Annotated in this window: 14 protein-coding genes; 7 read left to right on the top strand and 7 right to left on the bottom strand. The window is 52.9% G+C overall.

Annotated elements, in window-relative coordinates; all coding sequences use genetic code 11:
- The first annotated feature begins 844 nt into the window (after window positions 1–844).
- Both rcsD and rcsB read left to right on the top strand, forming a co-directional pair.
- Window positions 845–3,484 (top strand): phosphotransferase RcsD, encoded by a 2,640-nt coding sequence (gene rcsD, locus MUA00_RS11665; RefSeq protein WP_408639707.1) that lies wholly within the window; start codon window positions 845–847, stop codon window positions 3,482–3,484.
- Window positions 3,485–3,500: 16 nt separating this feature from the next.
- Entirely contained in the window at window positions 3,501–4,151 is a 651-nt protein-coding gene (gene rcsB / locus MUA00_RS11660) for a response regulator transcription factor RcsB (protein WP_121268599.1), read from the top strand.
- Window positions 4,152–4,296: 145 nt separating this feature from the next.
- Here rcsB and rcsC read toward each other — a convergent pair whose 3' ends face one another.
- The 3 genes from rcsC to gyrA form a co-directional block, all read right to left on the bottom strand.
- Complete coding sequence (rcsC, locus tag MUA00_RS11655) at window positions 4,297–7,146, bottom strand: two-component system sensor histidine kinase RcsC (RefSeq protein WP_271123211.1); 2,850 nt, start codon at window positions 7,144–7,146, stop codon at window positions 4,297–4,299.
- Window positions 7,147–7,310: 164 nt separating this feature from the next.
- A complete protein-coding gene (locus MUA00_RS11650; RefSeq protein WP_271123210.1) occupies window positions 7,311–7,697 on the bottom strand; it encodes an ASCH domain-containing protein in 387 nt (128 codons plus the stop codon).
- A gap of 121 nt (window positions 7,698–7,818) precedes the next feature.
- Window positions 7,819–10,455 (bottom strand): DNA topoisomerase (ATP-hydrolyzing) subunit A, encoded by a 2,637-nt coding sequence (gyrA, locus tag MUA00_RS11645; protein ID WP_271123209.1) that lies wholly within the window; start codon window positions 10,453–10,455, stop codon window positions 7,819–7,821.
- 159 nt (window positions 10,456–10,614) lie between these two features.
- Between gyrA and ubiG the strand changes: the two genes are divergently transcribed.
- The 4 genes from ubiG to yfaE all read left to right on the top strand — a co-directional run bounded on the left by ubiG (window position 10,615) and on the right by yfaE (window position 15,515).
- Complete coding sequence (gene ubiG, locus MUA00_RS11640) at window positions 10,615–11,352, top strand: bifunctional 2-polyprenyl-6-hydroxyphenol methylase/3-demethylubiquinol 3-O-methyltransferase UbiG (protein WP_271123208.1); 738 nt, start codon at window positions 10,615–10,617, stop codon at window positions 11,350–11,352.
- Between the two features lie 356 nt (window positions 11,353–11,708).
- Window positions 11,709–13,994, top strand: coding sequence for a class 1a ribonucleoside-diphosphate reductase subunit alpha (gene nrdA / locus MUA00_RS11635; protein ID WP_271123207.1), 2,286 nt, complete (start codon window positions 11,709–11,711; stop codon window positions 13,992–13,994).
- Window positions 13,995–14,126: 132 nt separating this feature from the next.
- On the top strand, window positions 14,127–15,257 hold the full coding sequence (gene nrdB, locus MUA00_RS11630) for a class Ia ribonucleoside-diphosphate reductase subunit beta (protein ID WP_271123206.1): 1,131 nt from the start codon (window positions 14,127–14,129) through the stop codon (window positions 15,255–15,257).
- A 3-nt stretch (window positions 15,258–15,260) separates the two neighbouring features.
- A complete protein-coding gene (yfaE, locus tag MUA00_RS11625; protein WP_271123205.1) occupies window positions 15,261–15,515 on the top strand; it encodes a class I ribonucleotide reductase maintenance protein YfaE in 255 nt (84 codons plus the stop codon).
- A gap of 30 nt (window positions 15,516–15,545) precedes the next feature.
- On the opposite strand, the gene glpQ is transcribed toward yfaE, so the two are convergent.
- The 4 genes from glpQ to MUA00_RS11605 all read right to left on the bottom strand — a co-directional run bounded on the left by glpQ (window position 15,546) and on the right by MUA00_RS11605 (window position 20,156).
- The gene (gene glpQ / locus MUA00_RS11620) at window positions 15,546–16,610 is read right to left on the bottom strand and encodes a glycerophosphodiester phosphodiesterase (protein ID WP_408639704.1); all 1,065 of its coding nucleotides are present in this window, start codon (window positions 16,608–16,610) and stop codon (window positions 15,546–15,548) included.
- 10 nt (window positions 16,611–16,620) lie between these two features.
- Window positions 16,621–17,973 carry a glycerol-3-phosphate transporter gene (gene glpT / locus MUA00_RS11615; protein ID WP_271123204.1) on the bottom strand — a complete coding sequence of 451 codons (1,353 nt, stop codon included), beginning with the start codon at window positions 17,971–17,973 and terminating at the stop codon, window positions 16,621–16,623.
- Between the two features lie 334 nt (window positions 17,974–18,307).
- Window positions 18,308–19,504 carry a nicotinamide mononucleotide deamidase-related protein YfaY gene (locus MUA00_RS11610; RefSeq protein WP_271123203.1) on the bottom strand — a complete coding sequence of 399 codons (1,197 nt, stop codon included), beginning with the start codon at window positions 19,502–19,504 and terminating at the stop codon, window positions 18,308–18,310.
- 109 nt (window positions 19,505–19,613) lie between these two features.
- Complete coding sequence (locus MUA00_RS11605) at window positions 19,614–20,156, bottom strand: YfaZ family outer membrane protein (RefSeq protein WP_271123202.1); 543 nt, start codon at window positions 20,154–20,156, stop codon at window positions 19,614–19,616.
- A gap of 263 nt (window positions 20,157–20,419) precedes the next feature.
- Between MUA00_RS11605 and katA the strand changes: the two genes are divergently transcribed.
- Window positions 20,420–21,868, top strand: a complete 1,449-nt coding sequence (katA, locus tag MUA00_RS11600; RefSeq protein ID WP_271123201.1) for a catalase KatA — start codon at window positions 20,420–20,422, stop codon at window positions 21,866–21,868.
- Window position 21,869 lies beyond the last annotated feature (1 nt).

Raw genomic sequence — 21,869 nt, 5'->3', positions numbered from 1 at the left:
TATATGCCACTGCTTACTGATTACCCTCTAATCAGTCGGCAACTCATTGTCCAAAACAAATACAGAATAATCCAATGCGAATATGATACTAAAACTATATAGATGTTTCATTCGTCCTGATAGATGTATCAAAATGTATATTTCAGGGAACTTTTTTTCGCACGAATAGCTAAAAATATAAGCACTTATAATCAAAAATAATGCCACTACCATTAAAATCAATGACTTACACAAACAAAAACATGTAGCACTGAATGATAAAATATTTTCCTTATTTCGCTATAAAATACACCTCGCTATCATCATTAACTTTATTTATTACCGTCATTCAGTTCTGAATGTCTGTTTACCCCTTTTAGTACCGGATGCCTGGCATCCGGTTTTTTTTACCCTTCTTTACGTTGCGTTGATATTTTTGTGCTATAGAGCACAAAAAGATAACGATTATTAATTAAACACTTCTCCCCGCTACCGCTACGTTATCGATCGCTAAGATTGTTCTTAAGAATATTTATTTCCCTAACCAACTGTTTTAAAAATAATAGTTGCACATGCGTGACTCAATTACCGATAAATAACGCTGCGCAGAATTCACGCTATCCGCTTCGCGCATCCTCATTTAGGCTAATTATCAACAACCTGGAAAAGCCACGATTTATCCTTATACTCCTTGTGAATATAAGAGAGTCGATGACGGCAGCGCCTGATGCAGGTATTCTTAGGCCGGGTGCGTTTAACGCATCGCTTACAGCCACAACGCCTGCGTAGTCACGCCTTGTGGTAATTTTTCCTGAGTGGCGAATGTTCGCCAGGTTACGCGCTTATAATGAGTCAGTCAGACGGCATGATCCCTAACAAATTTTCCCTTATTCCCAGCAATATCACGCGCTTTTTTCTGCTGCTGATCGTCGTGCTGTTGGTTGCCATGGGTGTGATGGTACAGAGCGCCGTTAACGCCTGGCTGAAAGATAAGAGCTATCAGATAGTCGATATTACGCACGCGCTGCATAAGCGTGTCGACACCTACCGCTACGCTACATGGCAAATCTACGACAACGTTGCCGCAGCGCCTGCTTCTGCAAGCGATGGTTTACAGGAAACCCGCCTGCGCCAGGACGTTTATTATCTCGAAAAGCCGCGCCGCAAAACCGAAGCGCTGATTTTTGGCTCTCACGATAGTTCCACCCTTGAGATGACACAGCGCATTTCAACCTGGCTTGATACGCTCTGGGGAGCGGAAAACAGCCCCTGGTCGATGTATTATCTGAATGGCCAGGACAACAGCATGATCCTGGTGTCAACTCTGCCCTTAAAAGATCTCTCCTCCGGGTTCAAAGAGACTGGCGTGGGAACGATTGTCGATTCCCGCCGTGCTGAGATGCTGCAGCAGGCGAACGCGCTTGATGAACGAGAAAGCTTCTCTCCTCTGCGACGTCTGGCGTGGCAAAACGGCCATTATTTTACACTGCGTACCACGTTCAATCAGCCAGGGCATCTGGCCACGGTTGTGGCGTTTGATTTACCTATTAACGATCTCATTCCGCCGACTATGTCCCTGGATAGCTTCCAGCTAGAGCCAGATGACAGCCTTAGCGCTGCGCAAGCAGGCGATAAAGAAGATCCGGACAGCGTTACCATCAATTTTAATAGCGCACGCATTGAGATCGCATCGCCGTTAGCCAGTACGCATTTGCGCCTGGTGTGGCAGGTGCCTTTCGGCACGCTGCTGATGGATACAGTGCAAAATATACTGCTGCCGCTGCTGCTTAATATCGGCCTGCTGGCGCTCGCGCTGTTCGGTTACACCACCTTCCGGCAACAGACCCCGCGCTCATCTGAAGTGCCGAACGGCAACGGCGAGTTGCAGGTACTGCGCGCGCTGAACGAAGAAATCGTCGCCCTGCTGCCGCTGGGCCTGTTGGTGCACGACCTGGATGCCAACAGGACGGTTATTAGCAATAAAATTGCCGACCATCTGCTCCCCCACCTGAATTTGCAGAATATTATCGCGATGGCCGATCAGCACCAGGGCGTGATTCAGGCCACCATTAATAATGAGCTTTACGAAATACGTCAGTTCCGCAGCCAGATTGCTCCACGCACGCAAATTTTTGTTATCCGCGATCAGGACCGCGAAATTCTGGTAAACAAAAAGCTGAAGCAAGCACAGCGCTTGTATGAGAAAAACCAGCAGGGCCGTGTGGCGTTTATGCAGCATATTGGCGAAGCTTTGCAGCAGCCGGTAAGGAATATCGCTGAACACGCGGCGGGTTTTACTACGCCTGAGCACAAGCAACTGGCAAACGAGGCTCAGACCATCGTCCGGCTCGTCGATGAAATTCAGCTATTGAATATGCTGGAAGCCGATAACTGGAAAACGACCACCACCCCATTTACGATTCAGGCGCTAATAGATGAAGTGGCGCTGGAAATGCTGCCGATAATCAAGCGTAAAGGGTTGCAGTTGCTGATCAACAACCAGTTACCGGTGGACGAAGAGCGTCATGGCGATCGCGAAGCGCTGCGTAAAATACTGCAGTTGCTGCTGCACTATTCCGTCACCACAACGCAAATCGGCAAAATCACCCTTGAGATAAGCGAAGAAGAATCCGCGCCAGACCGACTCTTATTCCGCGTGCTGGATACGGGCGAAGGGATAGGCAACGATGAAATCGACAATCTCCATTTCCCGTTCCTCAACGAAACCAGCGAAGACCGTTACGGTAAAGCCTACGGCCTGACGTTCTATCTTTGCGATCGGCTTTCACGCAAGCTGGGCGGACATTTGAATATCAAATCCCGCGCCGATATAGGTACACGCTATAATCTGCACATTAAAATGGCCGCTGAACCGCAGCCGGAAGCGCAGGATGAAAAACTGCTGGATGAAGTAGTGGCGATGCTGGATATCACCTCTAACGAAGTTCGTAACATCGTGACTCGCCAGCTTGAGAACTGGGGAGCGAACTGCATCACGCCTGATGAAAGATTAGCCAGTCAAGAGTTTGATATCTTCCTGACTGATAATCCGTCTAATCTTACATCTTCGGGATTGCTTTTAAGCGATGATGAAAACGGAATGCGGAAATTAGGCCCAGGCCAGTTCCGCGTTAACTTTAATATCAGCAACGCGATGCAGGATGCCGTCCTTCAGCTGATAGAAGAGCAACTGGCGCAAGAGGAGATGCCCGAGTCACCGCTTGGCGGCGATGAAAATGCGCAGCTTCATGCCAGTGGCTATTACTCACTCTTTGTCGACACAGTACCGGAAGATGTAAGGAGATTGTATACTGAGTCAGCGACCAGCGATTTTGCTGCGCTGGCACAGACGGCACACCGTTTAAAAGGGGTGTTTGCCATGCTCAATCTGGTACCCGGCAAGCAGTTATGTGAAACGTTAGAGCATCACATTCGTGAAAGTGATGCTGCCAACATACAAAAATACACCAGCGATATTGACGTTTACGTCAAGAGTTTGCTGTAGCAAGGTAGCCTATTACATGAACAGTATGAACGTAATTATTGCCGACGACCATCCGATTGTTCTGTTCGGCATTCGTAAATCCCTCGAGCAGATCGAGTGGGTGAATGTTGTCGGTGAGTTTGAAGATTCCACAGCCCTGATTAATAATCTTCCAAAATTAGACGCGCACGTGCTGATCACCGATCTCTCCATGCCTGGAGATAAATACGGTGACGGTATTACATTGATTAAATACATCAAACGTCACTTCCCGAATATCTCTATCATCGTGCTGACGATGAACAACAACCCAGCTATTCTGAGCGCCGTGTTGGATCTGGATATCGAAGGAATCGTGCTTAAACAAGGCGCACCGACAGACTTGCCTAAAGCGCTTGCCGCGCTGCAAAAAGGTAAGAAATTCACACCCGAAAGCGTCTCTCGCCTGCTGGAGAAAATCAGTGCTGGCGGTTACGGCGACAAACGTCTGTCACCAAAAGAAAGCGAAGTGCTGCGCCTGTTTGCAGAAGGTTTTCTGGTCACGGAAATTGCCCGTAAGCTGAACCGCAGTATCAAAACCATCAGTAGCCAGAAGAAATCAGCCATGATGAAACTGGGTGTTGAGAATGATATCGCGCTATTGAATTACCTTTCTTCCGTGAGCCTGTCGCCGGCGGATAAAGAGTAATGGTTCATGGTCGGGTGGCGCTGGCGCTTACCCGACCTACATAAGCCTGACGCCATACCAAAGATATAGCAAAAACTTGTAGGGTAGATAAACGCCAGCGCCATCCAACATGTATGCCGGGGCGGCTCGCCTCCCCCAACCTGCATTAACCTCTTCCGCTTCTCACACGCGCCGCATATACCACCAGCGTTTGCTTAATCACATCAAGCGTAACCGGTTTCGACAGGCAGCTATCCATGCCGGATTCAATACAGCGCTGTTTCTCCTCGGCAAGCGCGTTGGCCGTTACCCCAATAACCGGCAGCGTCAGCCCCAACTGACGAATGCGCTGCGTCAGACGATAACCGTCCATATTCGGCATATTCACGTCGCTGAGCACAATATCGATATGGTTTTTGCTTAATACGTTCAGCGCATCAACGCCGTCATTCGCCGTTTTGCACTGATAGCCCAGCGAGCCAAGCTGATCGGCCAACAGGCGCCGGTTAATAGGATGATCGTCAACCACCAGAATCATCATATCGTCATTCTGCTCGCAGGCCTCGTTCGGCGCAGGCAACGTCGCCGTACTGCCCGGCACATCAACATCAATACTGTAAATACGGCCCAGCAGAGTCAGTAAATCATGGGGCGCCGCCACGCTGTGCATCCAGCAGCCGGGTGACGTCTCCTGCGGAATACCGATATGGCGACGACAGAAGATAATTGCCGCCCGTCCTTTCCACGGCGTTTCCAGCGCATCGTCCGTAATTAGCACATCGTCGCTGTCCGGCACTTCGCCATAATAAGGCTGGGTGCGGATATTATTTTGTTCAAGCAGGGATTCCAGATAGCCGCTTAACGAAGCATTGCGCACCGCCAGCCAGCAGCGCTTGTTGGCCAGGCCGTCGACCTGGGCAAGCGGTGCGGGCTGTGCCGAATACAGCGGGATACGAATGGTAAACTGGCTGCCCATTCCGCTTTCCGTGTCGACCGAAATGTCCCCGTCCATCATGCTGATAAGCTTCTCGCAAATCGCAAGGCCAAGACCGGTGCCCTGGAAATTGCGCTGCACGCCGGTTCCGACCTGGAAGAACGGATCGAATAAGCGCGTCACTTCTTTGGCCGGTATACCTACGCCGGTATCACGCACCCGGAAGCGAAGATAATCCCCGTTAACCGACACGTGCAGAATAATGCAGCCCACATCGGTAAATTTGATGGCATTGCTCAGCAGGTTGGAAATCACCTGCTGCAAACGCATCGGGTCCCCCTGCAACGTAAGCGGAACGTCCGGTTCGATAAAGCAGTAAAGGCCAAGCTGTTTACGTACCACCAGCGGCAAATAGTTCGCCGTTATATGGCTCATCACCTCTCGCGGCGAAAATTCGCGCGGCTCGATTTTTAGCTGTTCAGATTCTATTTTCGAAAAATCGAGAATATCGCTGATGATTTTCAGCAGCAGGCTTGATGAGTTGTTCATCGCCGTCACCAGCCTGTCGACGCCTTTTGGCAGCGCTTTGGTCTGCAACAAATCGAGGTTGCCGATTATCCCGTACAGCGGAGTACGAAGCTCGTGGCTGACGGTGGCAAGGAACATTGATTTCGACTGGCTGGCCTGTTCGGAGGCCTGGGCCATTTCCTGCAGCGACTCTTCCATCTTCACGCGCGCGCTGACATCCACCAGCACGCAAATCGCCACGTTTTCATTGCGATAGCGCGAGTGAACAAAGCTAATCTGCAGATTGGTATGATTACTGGTCACCACGTCGACAAAGTTTACCTGCTGCCCGCAAATGATTTGTGTAAGCCGCTGCCTGTCCTCGTGGGTGAGCATATTCAGGTAATTATGCGCAAGCTCGTTACTCAGTATATTGGTGCCGTCCTGGGTTCGCAGAATGCAGATGCCCACCGGGGCCGATGCAACGATTTTTCGGTTGAACTGCTCATGCTCTTCAAGGCGCTGCGCGTCGTTTTCCGCCGGAATAAAGATTCTTCGCTCGTACATGCGCGCAAGCGTAAACAGCACTCCCCCCGCCAGCACATTCAGCAGCACCGCGTTCAGAATCAACATGCGAATGCGTTCCAGCACCATATCGACCGGTACCGAGTAAATAACGCTTAACGATGACGGCGGTAGATTTTTCTTCAGCACCAACTGCCTGAAACCGGACGTATAGCCAAACCATGAACGTTCCTGTACCCAGCGCGCGTCAGGTTCTAATTCCGTTTCAGGGCCGGTAAGCGTAATCAGCGGATGGCTGTTTTCGTCCAGAATAGTCACGCCGACCGGCAGCGTGCCGGGCGTCAAAAAATTTTCCATACGCACGGTTTGCTCTACGCCAAGCAGCGCCTGCAGGCGATTAGCCAGATAAACAGGGGTCAGCGTATAGAAATAACCGATGCCGGGGCGCGGCCCCTGGCCAATCCAGTAAATGCTGTTGCTGCGTTCGTCCTGCGGCGCATTGCGATATTTAAGGATGCGTTCATGCAATGTTTTTAGCGCCTTCTCCCGCTCCAGCGGCATTTCACGCAGGCCGAAATCCGCCATGCAGAGGTTGTCGCCGCCGATCAGGAAGACGCGGTTAAGATCGTAGGCCGCAGAAAAATTGTCGCGCCAGTAACGCAGGAACCAGGAAAGCGACTGCAGCGAGCTGCGCCAGGAGGCGCTTACGGCGGAGCAGTCAGAGTCCGGGAAAAGGGGCATGAAATTAGGGGTTTCAACTTTACTGTCGTCTCGTTCAATGGCAGGCAGCACGCCGTTGGTGGCGCTGAGCCGATTTTCCGCAATGTACTTCAGCTCTTTAACAACGTCCGAGGTACGCTGAATGTAGCGCTGCGCCTGCTCAAAGCTGATATTAAATTCCTGGCGGATATCCGACTCTTTTTCATGCAGCGCATTAACGATGTAAAACACCGAAAAGAGGGCGACCAGTAACCATAGCAGCAGCGCCAGCGCCCGGAAAAGATAGCGGGAAATTTTTAGCGTAGTGCGAAAAGAGACGAGATATTTCAAATTAAACCTGGTCGCGGAAAAACAATACGTTGGATGCCGATAAGGTAGCCGCAAAAGCCGCAGCCCGCAACGGCAATGGAATAAGGTTCATCGCTATCAATATTTATTGATTATCAGGATGGCGGTGGCCGAACGTGGAGGGCACCGGCTATGAGAGCCTGCAATCAGAATTTTTCGATAACCTTGAAGTGCATCAGCACCAGCGTCATATCCGGTGAGAAGAGGTCGTATTCTTCAAAAAAGCGTTTATGTTCGGCGCGCCAATAAGCGAGCGTTTTATCCCCCTCGCCTTCTGCCCGGGCATGAGCTTCATCCACCCGATCAAAAGTGCTCATCTCTACTGCGGTCAGCTCTATCGCGCAAACGGGTTCATTCTTGCCATCTACAACCACAAAGACATCGCCGGGCTGCGCAATCCCCTCTCCGTCCAGATTGGAGCAGGTGGCCGTTTTCACGCCATCAAGCACCAGTTTAACCAGTTCATCCGCCTGTCGTTCAGTATCACCGAATGCCCAGCGTTCTACATCTTTATACTTTTCAGGGATAGCCATAGCCTTACCTTTTTCATTGAGCGGTGAATACAAAACGCCCGATGCAGCGCATCAGGCGTTTTAAGGGTTGAAAAGCCTCAACCTGCACCTTGCAGAGTCGTTTCAGACAACAGAATGCGGATTATTCGTCCGCGTCGTCCGCTACATCGTCGTCACCTTCCGCTTCTGGCGCGATTTCATCATCACCCTCCGCTACGGTGCCATCGATAGCATCCAGCTCTTCTTCGTCTACCGGCTCGGCAACTCGTTGCAGGCCGACGACGTTTTCATCTTCCGCCGTGCGAATGAGGATAACGCCCTGGGTGTTACGACCCACCACGCTCACCTCGGACACACGGGTACGCACCAGCGTGCCAGCATCGGTGATCATCATGATCTGATCGGTATCTTCCACCTGTACCGCGCCAACGACGCTGCCGTTACGCTCGGTAACCTTGATGGAGATAACGCCCTGCGTCGCACGAGACTTGGTCGGGTACTCATCGGCAGCCGTACGTTTACCGTAGCCATTCTGGGTGACGGTCAGAATAGAACCTTCTCCGCGAGGAATGATCAGGGAAACAACTTTGTCTTCACCCGCAAGCTTGATACCGCGAACGCCCGTGGCGGTACGGCCCATGGTACGAACGGCGTCTTCTTTAAAGCGCACCACTTTACCTGCGGCCGAGAACAGCATCGCTTCGTCCTGGCCATCGGTCAGGTCAACGCCAATCAGCTCGTCGCCTTCGTTGAGGTTAACGGCGATGATGCCTGCAGAACGCGGACGGCTAAAGTCTGTTAACGCGGTTTTCTTCACGGTACCGCTCGCGGTTGCCATGAACACGTTAATGCCTTCAGCGTATTCGCGTACCGGCAAGATTGCGGTGATACGTTCGTTAGCTTCCAGCGGCAGAAGGTTAACGATCGGACGGCCACGCGCGCCACGGCTCGCTTCAGGTAGCTGATAAACCTTCATCCAGTAGAGGCGACCGCGGCTTGAGAACAGCAGGATCGTATCGTGGGTGTTGGCGACCAGCAGACGGTCGATAAAGTCTTCTTCTTTAATACGTGCGGCGGACTTACCTTTACCGCCGCGACGTTGCGCTTCGTAATCGGTCAGCGGCTGATACTTCACATAGCCCTGGTGAGACAGGGTGACCACCACATCTTCCTGGTTGATCAGATCTTCAATGTTGATATCGGCAGTGTTTGCTGTGATTTCGGTGCGGCGGTTATCACCGAACTGGTCGCGCATGGCTTCCAGCTCTTCGCGGATAACTTCCATCAGGCGCTCTGCGCTGCCCAGAATGTGCAGCAGCTCGGCAATTTGCTCCAGCAGCTCTTTGTATTCGTCGAGCAGTTTTTCATGCTCAAGGCCGGTCAGCTTCTGCAGGCGCAGATCCAGAATAGCCTGGGCCTGCTGTTCGGTCAGGAAGTACTGGCCGTCGCGAATACCGAACTCCGGCTCCAGCCACTCAGGGCGGGCAGCGTCATCACCGGCGCGTTCCAGCATGGCGGAAACGTTGCCCAGATCCCATGAACGGGCAATCAGGCCAGCTTTCGCTTCGGCGGCGTTTGGCGAGTGGCGGATCAGTTCGATAATCGGATCGATGTTAGCCAGCGCAATCGCCAGGCCTTCAAGGATATGCGCACGGTCGCGAGCTTTACGCAGTTCGAAAATAGTACGGCGAGTCACCACTTCGCGGCGGTGACGCACAAACGCGGAAAGGATCTCTTTCAGGTTCATGATCTTCGGCTGGCCATGGTGCAGAGCAACCATGTTGATACCGAAAGAGGTCTGAAGCTGAGTCTGGGAATAGAGGTTGTTCAGCACAACTTCGCCCACCGCATCGCGTTTGATTTCGATAACGATGCGCATCCCGTCTTTATCTGACTCATCGCGCAGGGCGCTGATGCCTTCAACGCGTTTATCTTTCACCAGTTCGGCGATTTTTTCGATAAGACGCGCTTTGTTAACCTGATACGGAATTTCGTGAACAATGATGGTTTCACGCCCCGTTTTAGCATCGGCTTCCACTTCCGCGCGCGCGCGAATGTAGATTTTGCCGCGCCCGGTACGGTACGCCTCTTCAATGCCGCGACGGCCATTGATGATTGCAGCCGTTGGGAAGTCAGGCCCCGGGATGTGTTCCATCAGCCCTTCTACGCTGATGTTTTCATCTTCAATGTAGGCCAGACAGCCGTTAATCACTTCGGTGATGTTATGTGGCGGGATGTTCGTCGCCATCCCCACCGCGATACCGGACGAACCGTTAACCAGCAGATTCGGGATCTTGGTTGGCATAACATCCGGAATTTTTTCGGTGCCGTCGTAGTTATCGACGAAATCCACCGTGTCTTTTTCCAGGTCGGCCATCAGCTCGTGGGCGATTTTCGACATACGGATTTCCGTATAACGCATCGCTGCGGCGGAGTCGCCGTCTACCGAACCGAAGTTACCCTGGCCGTCGACCAGCATATAACGTAAGGAGAATGGCTGCGCCATACGGACGATCGTGTCATAAACGGCGGTATCACCATGAGGGTGGTATTTACCGATTACGTCACCAACGACACGGGCGGATTTTTTGTATGCTTTGTTCCAGTCATTGCCCAATACGTTCATGGCGTATAATACGCGACGGTGTACCGGCTTGAGTCCATCGCGGACATCTGGCAGTGCGCGGCCGACAATAACCGACATCGCATAATCCAGATACGAGCTCTTGAGCTCTTCCTCAATGTTGACCGGTGTAATTTCTCTGGCAAGGTCGCTCATGTAACCGCTATCCCTCTACTGTGTCCCGGATTCAAAGGTCGCAAATTATAACACAACGGGCGCGTGGTGGGGAAACCTGAACGCGTTTGCACAGCGCTTTATTCGTCGCCGCAGGCTGATATACTCCCCAGTCTTCACGAGCAAGGAGTGAGAGTCCCTATGAATGCCGAAAACCAACCGGTAATCCACAGTCAATCGACAGCCCAGAATGTCGATCATGACGAAATCGCCAAATTCGAAGCCGTTGCGTCACGCTGGTGGGATTTAGAAGGTGAATTTAAACCGCTGCACCGTATTAACCCGCTGCGTCTGGGCTATATCAATCAGCGTGCTGGCGGCCTGTTTGGCAAAAAGGTGCTTGATGTGGGCTGCGGCGGAGGCATTCTCGCGGAAAGCATGGCCCGGGAAGGGGCAGCGGTAACCGGGCTGGATATGGGCTTTGAACCGCTTCAGGTAGCACGTCTGCATGCGCTGGAAAGCGGCATTCAGGTGGATTACGTGCAGGAAACGGTAGAGCAGCATGCCGATCAACACGCCGGGCTTTATGACGTGGTCACCTGCATGGAAATGCTGGAACACGTTCCCGACCCGCAATCCGTAGTGAAGGCCTGCGCAAAACTCGTGAAACCCGGCGGCCACGTCTTCTTCTCCACGCTTAACCGCAACGGCAAATCCTGGCTGTTGGCCGTAGTCGGCGCTGAATACATCCTGCGTATGGTGCCAAAAGGCACGCACGACATTAAGAAGTTCATCAAACCTGCCGAGCTTTTGACCTGGGTGGATGAGACACAGCTACGCGAACGTCACATGACCGGTCTGCACTTCAACCCAATAACGAATAAATTTAGCCTCGGCCCGGGTGTGGATGTTAACTATATGTTGCATACGGAAGGGTAATTATCCCGTTCGTCATAGGTTAATGCTATGGATTTTGCGCAGCGCCAGGTTGCGCAATTATCCATTAAGTTTAAGAAATCAGCACTCGATCAAAAATATCATTTTTTTTGCATCCCATTGACAATTGTCACAGGCCTTATGTGCCGTGGACTTAGCGGAAACCAGCCTGCCACAACCTCAAATTCTTGCCGAAATCAATACTTGTTCTCAACGGATTAGTTACTAGAATACTCACCATATAGCGTTCAATTATTCCCAAACCCCCTACATATAGTATTTATCCACAAAGTTAACCACAAGCGGGCCGCTGTGGATAAACGGGGGGATATTTCTTTTCACGGACAGGTATAACTCACATGAATCAGAGTCTGCTGGTTACAAAACGTGACGGTCGCACCGAGCGTATTAATCTGGATAAAATCCATCGTGTTCTCGATTGGGCCGCAGAAGGGCTGAACAACGTCTCCGTTTCGCAGGTCGAGCTGCGCTCCCATATCCAGTTTTATGACGGCATCAAGACCTCTGATATTCATGAGACCATCATCAAGGCCGCCGCCGATTTAATCTCCCGTGAAGCGCCGGACTATCAGTACCTCGCCGCGCGTCTGGCCATCTTCCACCTGCGTAAAAAAGCCTACGGTCAGTTTGAACCACCTAAGCTTTACGACCACGTGGTGAAAATGATTGAGCTGGGCAAGTACGATCAACATCTGCTGGAAGACTACACGGAAGAAGAGTTCAAGCAGATGGACGATTTTATCGACCATGAACGCGACATGAGCTTCTCCTACGCGGCGGTTAAACAACTGGAAGGGAAATACCTGGTCCAGAACCGCGTAACGGGCGAAATCTACGAAAGCGCGCAGTTCCTTTATATTCTGGTTGCCGCCTGCCTGTTCTCCGGCTATCCGCGTGAAACCCGTTTGAGCTACGTGAAGCGCTTCTACGACGCGGTTTCCACCTTTAAGATTTCTCTGCCAACGCCAATCATGTCCGGCGTGCGCACCCCGACTCGCCAGTTCAGCTCCTGCGTGCTGATCGAGTGCGGCGATAGCCTGGACTCCATCAACGCTACCTCCAGCGCGATTGTGAAATACGTTTCCCAGCGTGCCGGCATCGGTATCAACGCCGGTCGTATCCGCGCGCTGGGCAGCCCAATTCGCGGCGGTGAAGCGTTCCACACGGGCTGTATCCCGTTCTATAAGCACTTCCAGACCGCGGTGAAATCCTGCTCACAGGGCGGCGTGCGCGGCGGTGCTGCAACGCTGTTTTACCCGATGTGGCATCTGGAAGTTGAAAGCCTGCTGGTGCTGAAAAACAACCGTGGCGTTGAAGGCAACCGCGTTCGCCATATGGACTACGGCGTACAGATCAACAAGCTGATGTACACCCGCCTGTTGAAAGGCGAAGACATCACGCTGTTCAGCCCGTCCGACACCCCGGGGCTGTACGACGCGTTCTTCGCCGATCAGGAAGAGTTCGAACGCCTGTACACCAAATACGAAAAAGACGACAGCATCCGTAAGCAGCGCGTGAAAGCGGCCGAACTGTTCTCTCTGATGATGCAGGAACGCGCTTCCACCGGCCGTATCTACATTCAGAACGTTGACCACTGCAACACCCACAGCCCGTTCGATCCGGCTGTCGCACCGGTACGCCAGTCTAACCTGTGCCTGGAAATCGCGCTGCCGACTAAACCGCTGGACGATGTAAACGACGAAAACGGCGAAATCGCGCTGTGTACGCTGTCCGCTTTCAACCTGGGCGCAATCAAAAGCCTGGACGAACTCGAAGAGCTGGCGACGCTTGCCGTACGCGCTCTGGACGCGCTGCTGGATTATCAGGATTACCCAATTATCGCGGCAAAACGCGGCGCAATGGGCCGTCGCACCCTGGGAGTTGGCGTAATTAACTTCGCTTACTACCTGGCGAAACACGGCGTACGTTACTCCGACGGCAGCGCGAATAACCTGACGCACAAAACGTTCGAAGCCATTCAGTACTACCTGCTGAAGGCCTCCAACGAGCTGGCGAAAGAACAAGGCGCCTGCCCGTGGTTCAATGAAACCACCTACGCGAAAGGCATTCTGCCAATCGACACCTACAAAAAAGACCTGGATGCGATCAGCAACGAGCCGCTGCATCTCGACTGGGAAGGGCTGCGCGAGTCCATCAAAACCCACGGCCTGCGCAACTCCACGCTTTCCGCGCTGATGCCGTCTGAAACCTCATCGCAGATTTCAAACGCAACCAACGGTATTGAGCCGCCACGCGGGCATATCAGCATCAAAGCGTCTAAAGATGGCATCCTGCGTCAGGTCGTGCCGGATTACGAAGAGCTGAAAAACAGCTATGAGCTGCTGTGGGATCTGCCGAACAACGACGGTTACCTGCAATTAGTCGGTCTGATGCAGAAATTTATCGACCAGTCGATCTCTGCCAACACCAACTACGATCCGTCACGTTTCCCGTCCGGGAAAGTGCCGATGCAGCAGTTGCTTAAAGACTTGCTCACCGCCTATAAATTCGGCGTGAAAACGCTGTACTATCAAAACACCCGCGACGGTGCGGAAGATGCGCAAGACGACCTGGCGCCTTCAATCCAGGACGATGGCTGCGAAAGCGGCGCATGTAAAATCTAACGCCGTTTTTTCATCGCCCTGTGGCGGGTGGCGCCCTGCTTACCCGCCCTACAGAATACGCGGTTCGAAAATACGTAGGCCGGATTAGCCCCGCGCCATCCGGCATTCAGTTCTACAACAGGACTCACATTAATGGCTTACACCACTTTTTCACAAACGAAAAACAACCAGCTTGCTGAGCCGATGTTCTTTGGCCAGCCGGTGAACGTGGCACGTTACGATCAGCAAAAATATGACATCTTCGAAAAGCTGATTGAAAAACAACTCTCCTTCTTCTGGCGTCCGGAGGAAGTGGATGTGTCCCGTGACCGCATTGACTATCAGGCCCTGCCGGAACATGAAAAGCACATTTTTATCAGCAACCTGAAATATCAGACGCTGCTCGACTCCATCCAGGGACGCAGCCCAAACGTTGCCCTGCTGCCGCTGATTTCTATTCCGGAGCTGGAAACCTGGGTGGAAACCTGGGCGTTTTCCGAAACGATCCACTCGCGCTCTTACACGCATATCATCCGCAACATCGTTAACGACCCGGCGATTGTGTTTGACGATATCGTGACTAACGAAGAGATCAAGAAGCGCGCCAAAGATATCTCCGGCTACTACGACGATCTTATTGAAATGACCAGCTACTGGCATTTGCTGGGCGAAGGCACACATAACGTCAACGGTAAAACCGTCACCGTTAACCTGCGCGCGCTGAAAAAACAGCTTTATCTCTGCCTGATGAGCGTAAACGCGCTGGAAGCCATCCGCTTCTACGTAAGCTTTGCCTGCTCTTTCGCCTTCGCCGAGCGCGAGCTGATGGAAGGCAACGCCAAAATCATCAAGCTGATCGCCCGTGACGAAGCGCTGCACCTGACCGGCACCCAGCACATGCTGAACCTGATGCGCTCCGGTGAAGACGATCCGGAAATGGCGGAAATCGCCCTCGAATGCCGCCAGCAGTGCTACGACCTGTTCGTGCTGGCCGCCGAACAAGAGAAAGAATGGGCAAGCTACCTGTTTCGCGACGGTTCGATGATCGGCCTGAATAAAGACATCCTGTGCCAGTATGTGGATTACATCACCAATATCCGCATGCAGGCCGTTGGCCTCGATCTGCCGTTTAAAACCCGTTCTAACCCAATCCCATGGATCAACGCGTGGCTGGTGTCAGACAACGTGCAGGTTGCGCCGCAGGAAGTGGAGGTGAGTTCTTATCTGGTCGGTCAAATTGATTCCAATATCGACGCCGACGACCTGAGCAACTTCCAGCTCTAAGCCATGAGCCGTATTACGCTTCGCATTACCGGCGCGCAGTTAACATGTCAGGAAGAACCCCCTTCCCTGCTGGCGGCGCTGGAACACCACCAGGTCGCCGTCGAGTATCAGTGCAGAGAGGGTTATTGCGGATCGTGTCGTACGCGGCTGCTCGCAGGGCAGGTTAAGTGGCTTACCGAGCCGCTGGCCTTTATCCAGCCCGGTGAAATTTTGCCCTGCTGCTGCCAGGCGCAGGGCGATATCGAAATCGAAATGTAAAAAGGGCCGCTAAGCGGCCCTTTAGTTTACTTACTGCTTCTGCCGTAAGAACTGCACGCCTTTATCCGGAAAATCCGTAAACAAGCCGTCGACGCCAGCCTTGTAATAAAGCACGTCAAAGAGCTGATTTACGTCGCTGACGTACTCCGGCAAAGCATCTGCCCGCACGGTGTAAGGATGCACGGTCAGGCGGCTGGCGTGCGCCTCGTTGACCATACTGGTCAATTTAACGTTGCCTTTTGCTGAACCTTCGGCGACCAGCATATGATAGTCAGGCCCTATCCCGTCCGCGTACTGTGCAATCTGCCTCATGGCGCCAGGTTTAAACATCCAGTCATAGCTGTAGTTGACCCATTTGCCGTCCGCCTGTTTCTCCTGCGTTTCGTTCCAGTCGCTGTAGGCGATAAGCTGGACCAGCTTCAGATCCATGCCCATAGCGGGCTCCAGCCGGGTTTTGATACGCTTAAGCTCATTGGCGTCAAAACATTGCAAGTAAACCTTATCGTCCTTGCCGCTATAGCCGTACTCTTTAAGCACCGCCAGCGTTTTTGCCGCGATATCCTTCCCTTCCTGATGATGGAACCATGGCGCTTTGATTTCCGGATAGATACCGATATTTTTCCCTGTAGAGTGGTTCAGCCCCTGAACGAATTCAATCTCCTCTTCAAAGGTGTGAATCCGGAAATCGGATTTGCCCATCGGGAAGCGGCCCGGAAACGTCTGCACCGCTTTTCCCTCCACGATATCGAAGCCCTCGGTAAACGTCAGGGTTTTGATTTCGTCCAGCGTAAAGTCGATGGCATAGTAGCGGCCATCATTACGCGCCCGGTCCGGGAAGCGCCGGGCCACGTCCGTCACACGATCAAGATAGTGGTCATGCAGCACCACCAGCCTGTCGTCTTTGGTCATCACCAGATCCTGCTCCAGATAATCTGCCCCCTGCGCATAGGCCATCGCCTTTGAAGGCAGGCTATGTTCCGGCAGATAGCCGCTGGCGCCCCGATGGGCGATGACTATTTTGTCCTGCGCCTGTACCGCAGCACAGATGAGCATGCCTGACAGCACGCTCAGAACCTGTTTCACAACGGGTTTCATCCCTGACTCCTTAGCTATTTTTCATCAGCCTGTCGCGGTGGTGCTTTTTCTCACCCATCATCACGACCAGCAGGAGAATAACCGCCAGCACGCTGCCGCCGATCATCACCATGAAACCGCCGTCCCAGCCGAAGAAGTCCACGGTGTAGCCCACGATGGCGCTCGCCGCAACCGAGCCCCCCAGGTAGCCGAACAGGCCGGTGAAGCCGGCTGCCGTTCCCGCGGCCTTTTTCGGCGCCAGCTCAAGCGCGTGCAGACCAATCAGCATTACCGGGCCATAAATCAGGAAGCCAATCACAATCATGCAGGCCATATCAATGCCCGGATTGCCCGGCGGGTTTAACCAGTACACCACCGTCGCGATGGTCACAAGCGTCATAAAGAACACGCCCGTCGCGCCGCGATTGCCCCGGAATACTTTATCCGACATCCAGCCGCACAGCAGCGTTCCCGGAATCCCTGCATATTCATAAAGGAAGTAGGCCCAGGAAGATTTATCCAGCGCGAAATGCTTCACCTCTTTGAGATAGGTCGGGGACCAGTCAAGGATGCCGTAACGCAGTAAATAAACGAAGACGTTAGCAATAGCGATGTACCACAGCAGGCGGTTCGGGAAAACGTACTGCATGAAGATCTGTCTGGCCGTCAGCTCTTCTTCCGCATTTTCACTGTAGTCGTCCGGGTAATCGTTTTTGTACTCCTCAATGGGCGGCAAACCGCAGGACTGCGGCGTATCGCGCATCAAACTAAAAGCAATCAGCGCGACAAGAATCGCCGCGAAGGCAGGCATATACAACGCGGCATGCCAGTCGTTAAACCACGCCATACCCAACAGGAACAGCAGCGGTGGAAGCCCTCCGCCGACGTTATGGGCGCAGTTCCAGATTGAAACGATGCCTCCGCGCTCCTTCTGCGACCACCAGTGCACCATGGTACGCCCGCACGGCGGCCATCCCATTCCCTGGAACCAGCCGCATAAAAACAGCAGCACAAACATCACCGCGATGCTGGACGTGGCCCAGGGAACAAACCCCATAAACAGCATGACGGCGGCAGCCAGAATAAGCCCGGCGGGCAGAAAGACCCGGGGATTCGAACGGTCAGAAACGGACCCCATAATGAACTTGGAAAACCCGTAGGCGATGGAAATACCGGAAAGCGCAAAGCCCAGGTCGCCACGCGAGAAGCCCTGATCCACCAGGTACGGCATCGCAAGGGTGAAGTTTTTACGCACCAGGTAATAAGCCGCGTAACCGAAGAAAATCCCCATGAAGATTTGCCAGCGCAGGCGTCGATAGGTCGGATCGATTTGCTCCGTCTTCAGCCGTGACTGATGCGCTGCGGGTTTGAAAATACTTAGCATTAATGCCTCCGTGGCCGTTTTTTGTTAAGCAATGTTCTTTTGCGAGCGCATGTTAATAATTATCGCCTTCGTTTAGTGTGAAACATCGCACATCGCGTTACATTTTTATTACAAATTAGCGAAATGGTGCATGACATCACACTTAACTTTCGATTAATACTCGAATTTGCTCGATATAAAACATCGTTTTTTGGTTGCAGCTAAGCACGGGCATTCTTTGGAGGAGGAGTCTGGTAGTGACAGATTGTGAAAACTGGAGAGGGCAGATTGAAAGGTTCGTCAGTAAAAAGGCGAGCACCTGATTCTCTTGCAGACTCGGGCGCTCGCCTGATGTTTAGATTTCGATAGCCTCGACGATATTAATCCAGCCATGTTCGGCGGCTACGTCCCAGCCATTGAGCCAGCGGCGCAGCATATTAAGCGCCATCATGGCGCACACTTCCTGACGAACGCGCAAACCGTGGCGGTTGACATTAAATTTCACGCATAAACCCTGCGTGCCCGTTGGGGTGTGCAACGCGAAATTAAGAAGATCGTCATTGATGGAACCAACGACCAGCGCCAGGTCGCATCCCGCCTGCGCGGCTAAATCTTTCGCCCGTTCGGCTGTCTCAGAGAGCGATTCAGACACGGGTGATAAAACGCTGCTGTTGCCAAGCGGCGCCTGCGCGTTTGAAAGCTGCTGGCAAAGCAGGCCTGCGGTGAAGCGTTCGCCGATTGCGATACTCAGCCCTTTCGCTTTCAGACGTTCGGCAAGCTGCGCAGGCAGGCCTTCCGTTCCCTCAAAAATGACGCTTTCACCCGCCACACGCTGCACCTGCGGCCAGACGGCCTCCATTGCTTTTCGCAGGCTGGCAGGCCCGGTAAGTTTTAGCTCAATGATGGGCATGGATGAGCGATAGCCCATTACCGCGCCCGCAGGTAACGCAAGCGGATCCAGGCTCTGAGCAAGCTCGCTTTCCGAACGGCCGAACGTTGTCAGACGCAGGCAAACCGGCGGCTCTGGCAGAGTAAAGCGTTCACGCAGGCGGGGCATGATTTGTTTATCCACCATCACCTTAAACTCAGACGGTACGCCGGGCGTGAAGAATATCAGGCAGCGATTCAACGTCATGGCGAAGCCGCAGGCCGTGCCGACGGGATTATCCACCATTTCGCTGTTTGCCGGGATGAGCGCCTGCTTGCGGTTGCTCGGAGCCATGACTCGCCCGCGGTCGGAGAAGAATTGCTCCATATGCGTGAGCCACTCTTTATGTTCTACAAGCTCAACGCCTGCCGCACGAGCGGCGGCCAACGCGCTTAAATCATCGCTGGTTGGCCCAAGCCCCCCGTTGACGATAAGAATATCAGCCTGCTCGCTGCGCTCTTTGAGCACGGCGATCAAATCTTCAAGACTGTCGCCCACCGTATTTCGGCGCGACATCGGTAAACCCTGGTTAAACAGGTAATCGGCAAGCCAGGCAGCGTTAGTGTCAACGATTTGCCCGTATAACACTTCGTCGCCGGTAGAGAGCATTTCCACTTTTATCATCGATTTACTCCGCGGGAAGATAACGGTTCACTATAGCCTAAGCGCGGTGGGATGGGCGGGGAAATGCAACAGCCGCGGCAGGACGCCGCGGCCAGAGAAAGCTAACAGATCAGAAACGTGCGCTCACGCCAACATAAGGGCCATCGGCAATAACGTTGTTGCGATCGCCATCTTTGCCGTCAAGACCGATATAACGGTAGCCCGCTTCGATGCTGACAGGACGCAGAATGCTCAAACGCGCACCCGCGCTGGCTTCCTGGTAGTTTTTCACGCCGCTTGAGAGCGAATCCGGTGAATAATAGTAGTCGCCAAAAACGGTGAAGCTATCGGTAACAGGCCAGCTCAAACCACCGCCTACGGCAACCGCATAACCTTCGTCACCGTCTTTTGGGTTCAGGTAAATACCTTTGCCCCCAACGGTACCCATAAACGGCCCCAGCGGCAGATTCAGGCCTAAACCCAGCCCAACAATATCGCCGTCGTCATCGCTATGCGCGTAGTTGCCGGTAACCGCAATGCCGCTAGTTTCGGTACCAAAACCTACGCCCACGTTGGTGTATTTTTCGCCCGCTTCTCCGCTGATGCTAATAGCGTTGGCAGTAGCGGAAACCAGTGCTAAGCCAGCAATACCAGCCATGATTAGTTTGTTCATTCCTTGGATCCTGATTTAAAGAAAAAGGGTAATCCCGAAAAAACGCAGATTGTACAGGCAGGCGCTACGTATTCAACGCTTTGAGAAAGCGATTGAGGGTTTGTTTGTAAGAAATTGAAAATGGTTCTGCATTTGCATGACAGGATCAAGGAATAGCAGCGATAGAAAGTGCCAAATTGTCCTCAGACATGACTTGCTGAAGAATAAACAGCAGTTTCAGACACGCAGTTATGGCTTACTTTTTATCCTTCATGGAGACAACAATGAACAAGAAAGGATTAACTACCGCAGCCGGGGCGCCCGTCGCCCACAATAACAATGTCGCTACAGCGGGTCCCCGCGGTCCGATGTTGTTACAGGACGTCTGGTTTCTTGAAAAGCTGGCTCATTTCGATCGTGAAGTGATCCCTGAGCGTCGTATGCACGCCAAAGGTTCAGGCGCATACGGCACTTTCACCGTCACTCATGATATTACCCGGTACACCCGAGCGAAGCTGTTCTCGGAAATTGGCAAGAAAACCGATCTCTTTATTCGTTTTTCAACCGTAGCTGGCGAGCGTGGCGCCGCCGACGCTGAACGCGATATTCGCGGCTTCTCCATCAAATTCTATACCGAAGAGGGTAACTGGGATTTGGTGGGCAACAACACGCCCGTCTTCTATCTGCGCGACCCGCTGAAGTTCCCGGACCTTAACCACGTGGTTAAACGCGATCCGCGCACCAATCTGCGTAATCCAACCTATAAATGGGATTTCTTCTCTCATTTGCCGGAATCGCTGCATCAGCTAACCATCGATTTCAGCGACCGCGGCCTGCCGCGCTCGTATCGTCATATTCACGGTTTTGGTAGCCATACGTTTAGCTTTATCAATCATGACAATCAGCGCTTCTGGGTAAAATTCCACCTGAAAACCCAGCAGGAAATTGCCAATATGATGGATGATGAAGCGGCAGGACTTGTTGCCAGCGACCGCGAAAGCTCCCAGCGCGATCTGTTTGACGCCATTGAAGGCGGTAATTTCCCTCGCTGGAAATTCTACGTTCAGATCATGCCGGAAGCGGAGGCCTCAAAAACGCCTTACAACCCGTTTGATCTGACCAAAGTCTGGCCGCACGGCGACTATCCGCTGATTGAAGTGGGTGAGCTGGAACTCAACCGCAACCCGGACAACTATTTTGCGGAGGTTGAGCAGGTGGCGATGTCTCCGGCAAACGTGGTGCCGGGCATTGGCTTCTCTCCGGACCGTATGCTGCAGGGTCGTCTGTTCTCCTACGGCGACGCGCACCGCTACCGCCTGGGCGTAAACCATCATCAGATCCCGGTGAACGCGCCGAAATGTCCGTTCCATAACTATCATCGCGATGGCGCAATGCGTATTGATGGCAACAGCGGCAATGGCCCAACCTATGAGCCAAACAGCTTTAGCGTTTTCCAGGAACAGCCTGATTTCAGCGAGCCGCCGCTTAGCATTGAAGGAGCGGCCGATCACTGGAACCACCGCGAAGATACCGACTACTTCAGCCAGCCGCGCGCGCTGTATAATCTGCTGAGCGACGAAGAGCATCAGCGCATGTTCAGACGTATCGCAGGGGACATGAAGGACGTGCCTGAATTCATTCAGGAACGCCAGATTGGCCTGTTCAGCGAGGTTCATCCGGAATATGGCGCGGGTGTTGCCAACGCGCTGAAAGCGTTAAAAGAAGCGAAGTAAC

The sequence above is a fragment of the Dryocola boscaweniae genome (assembly GCF_025215095.1).
Lineage (GTDB): Bacteria > Pseudomonadota > Gammaproteobacteria > Enterobacterales > Enterobacteriaceae > Dryocola > Dryocola boscaweniae.
The sequence above is the reverse complement of the archived record's forward strand: the minus strand, read 5'-3'. Positions and strand labels throughout refer to the sequence as shown.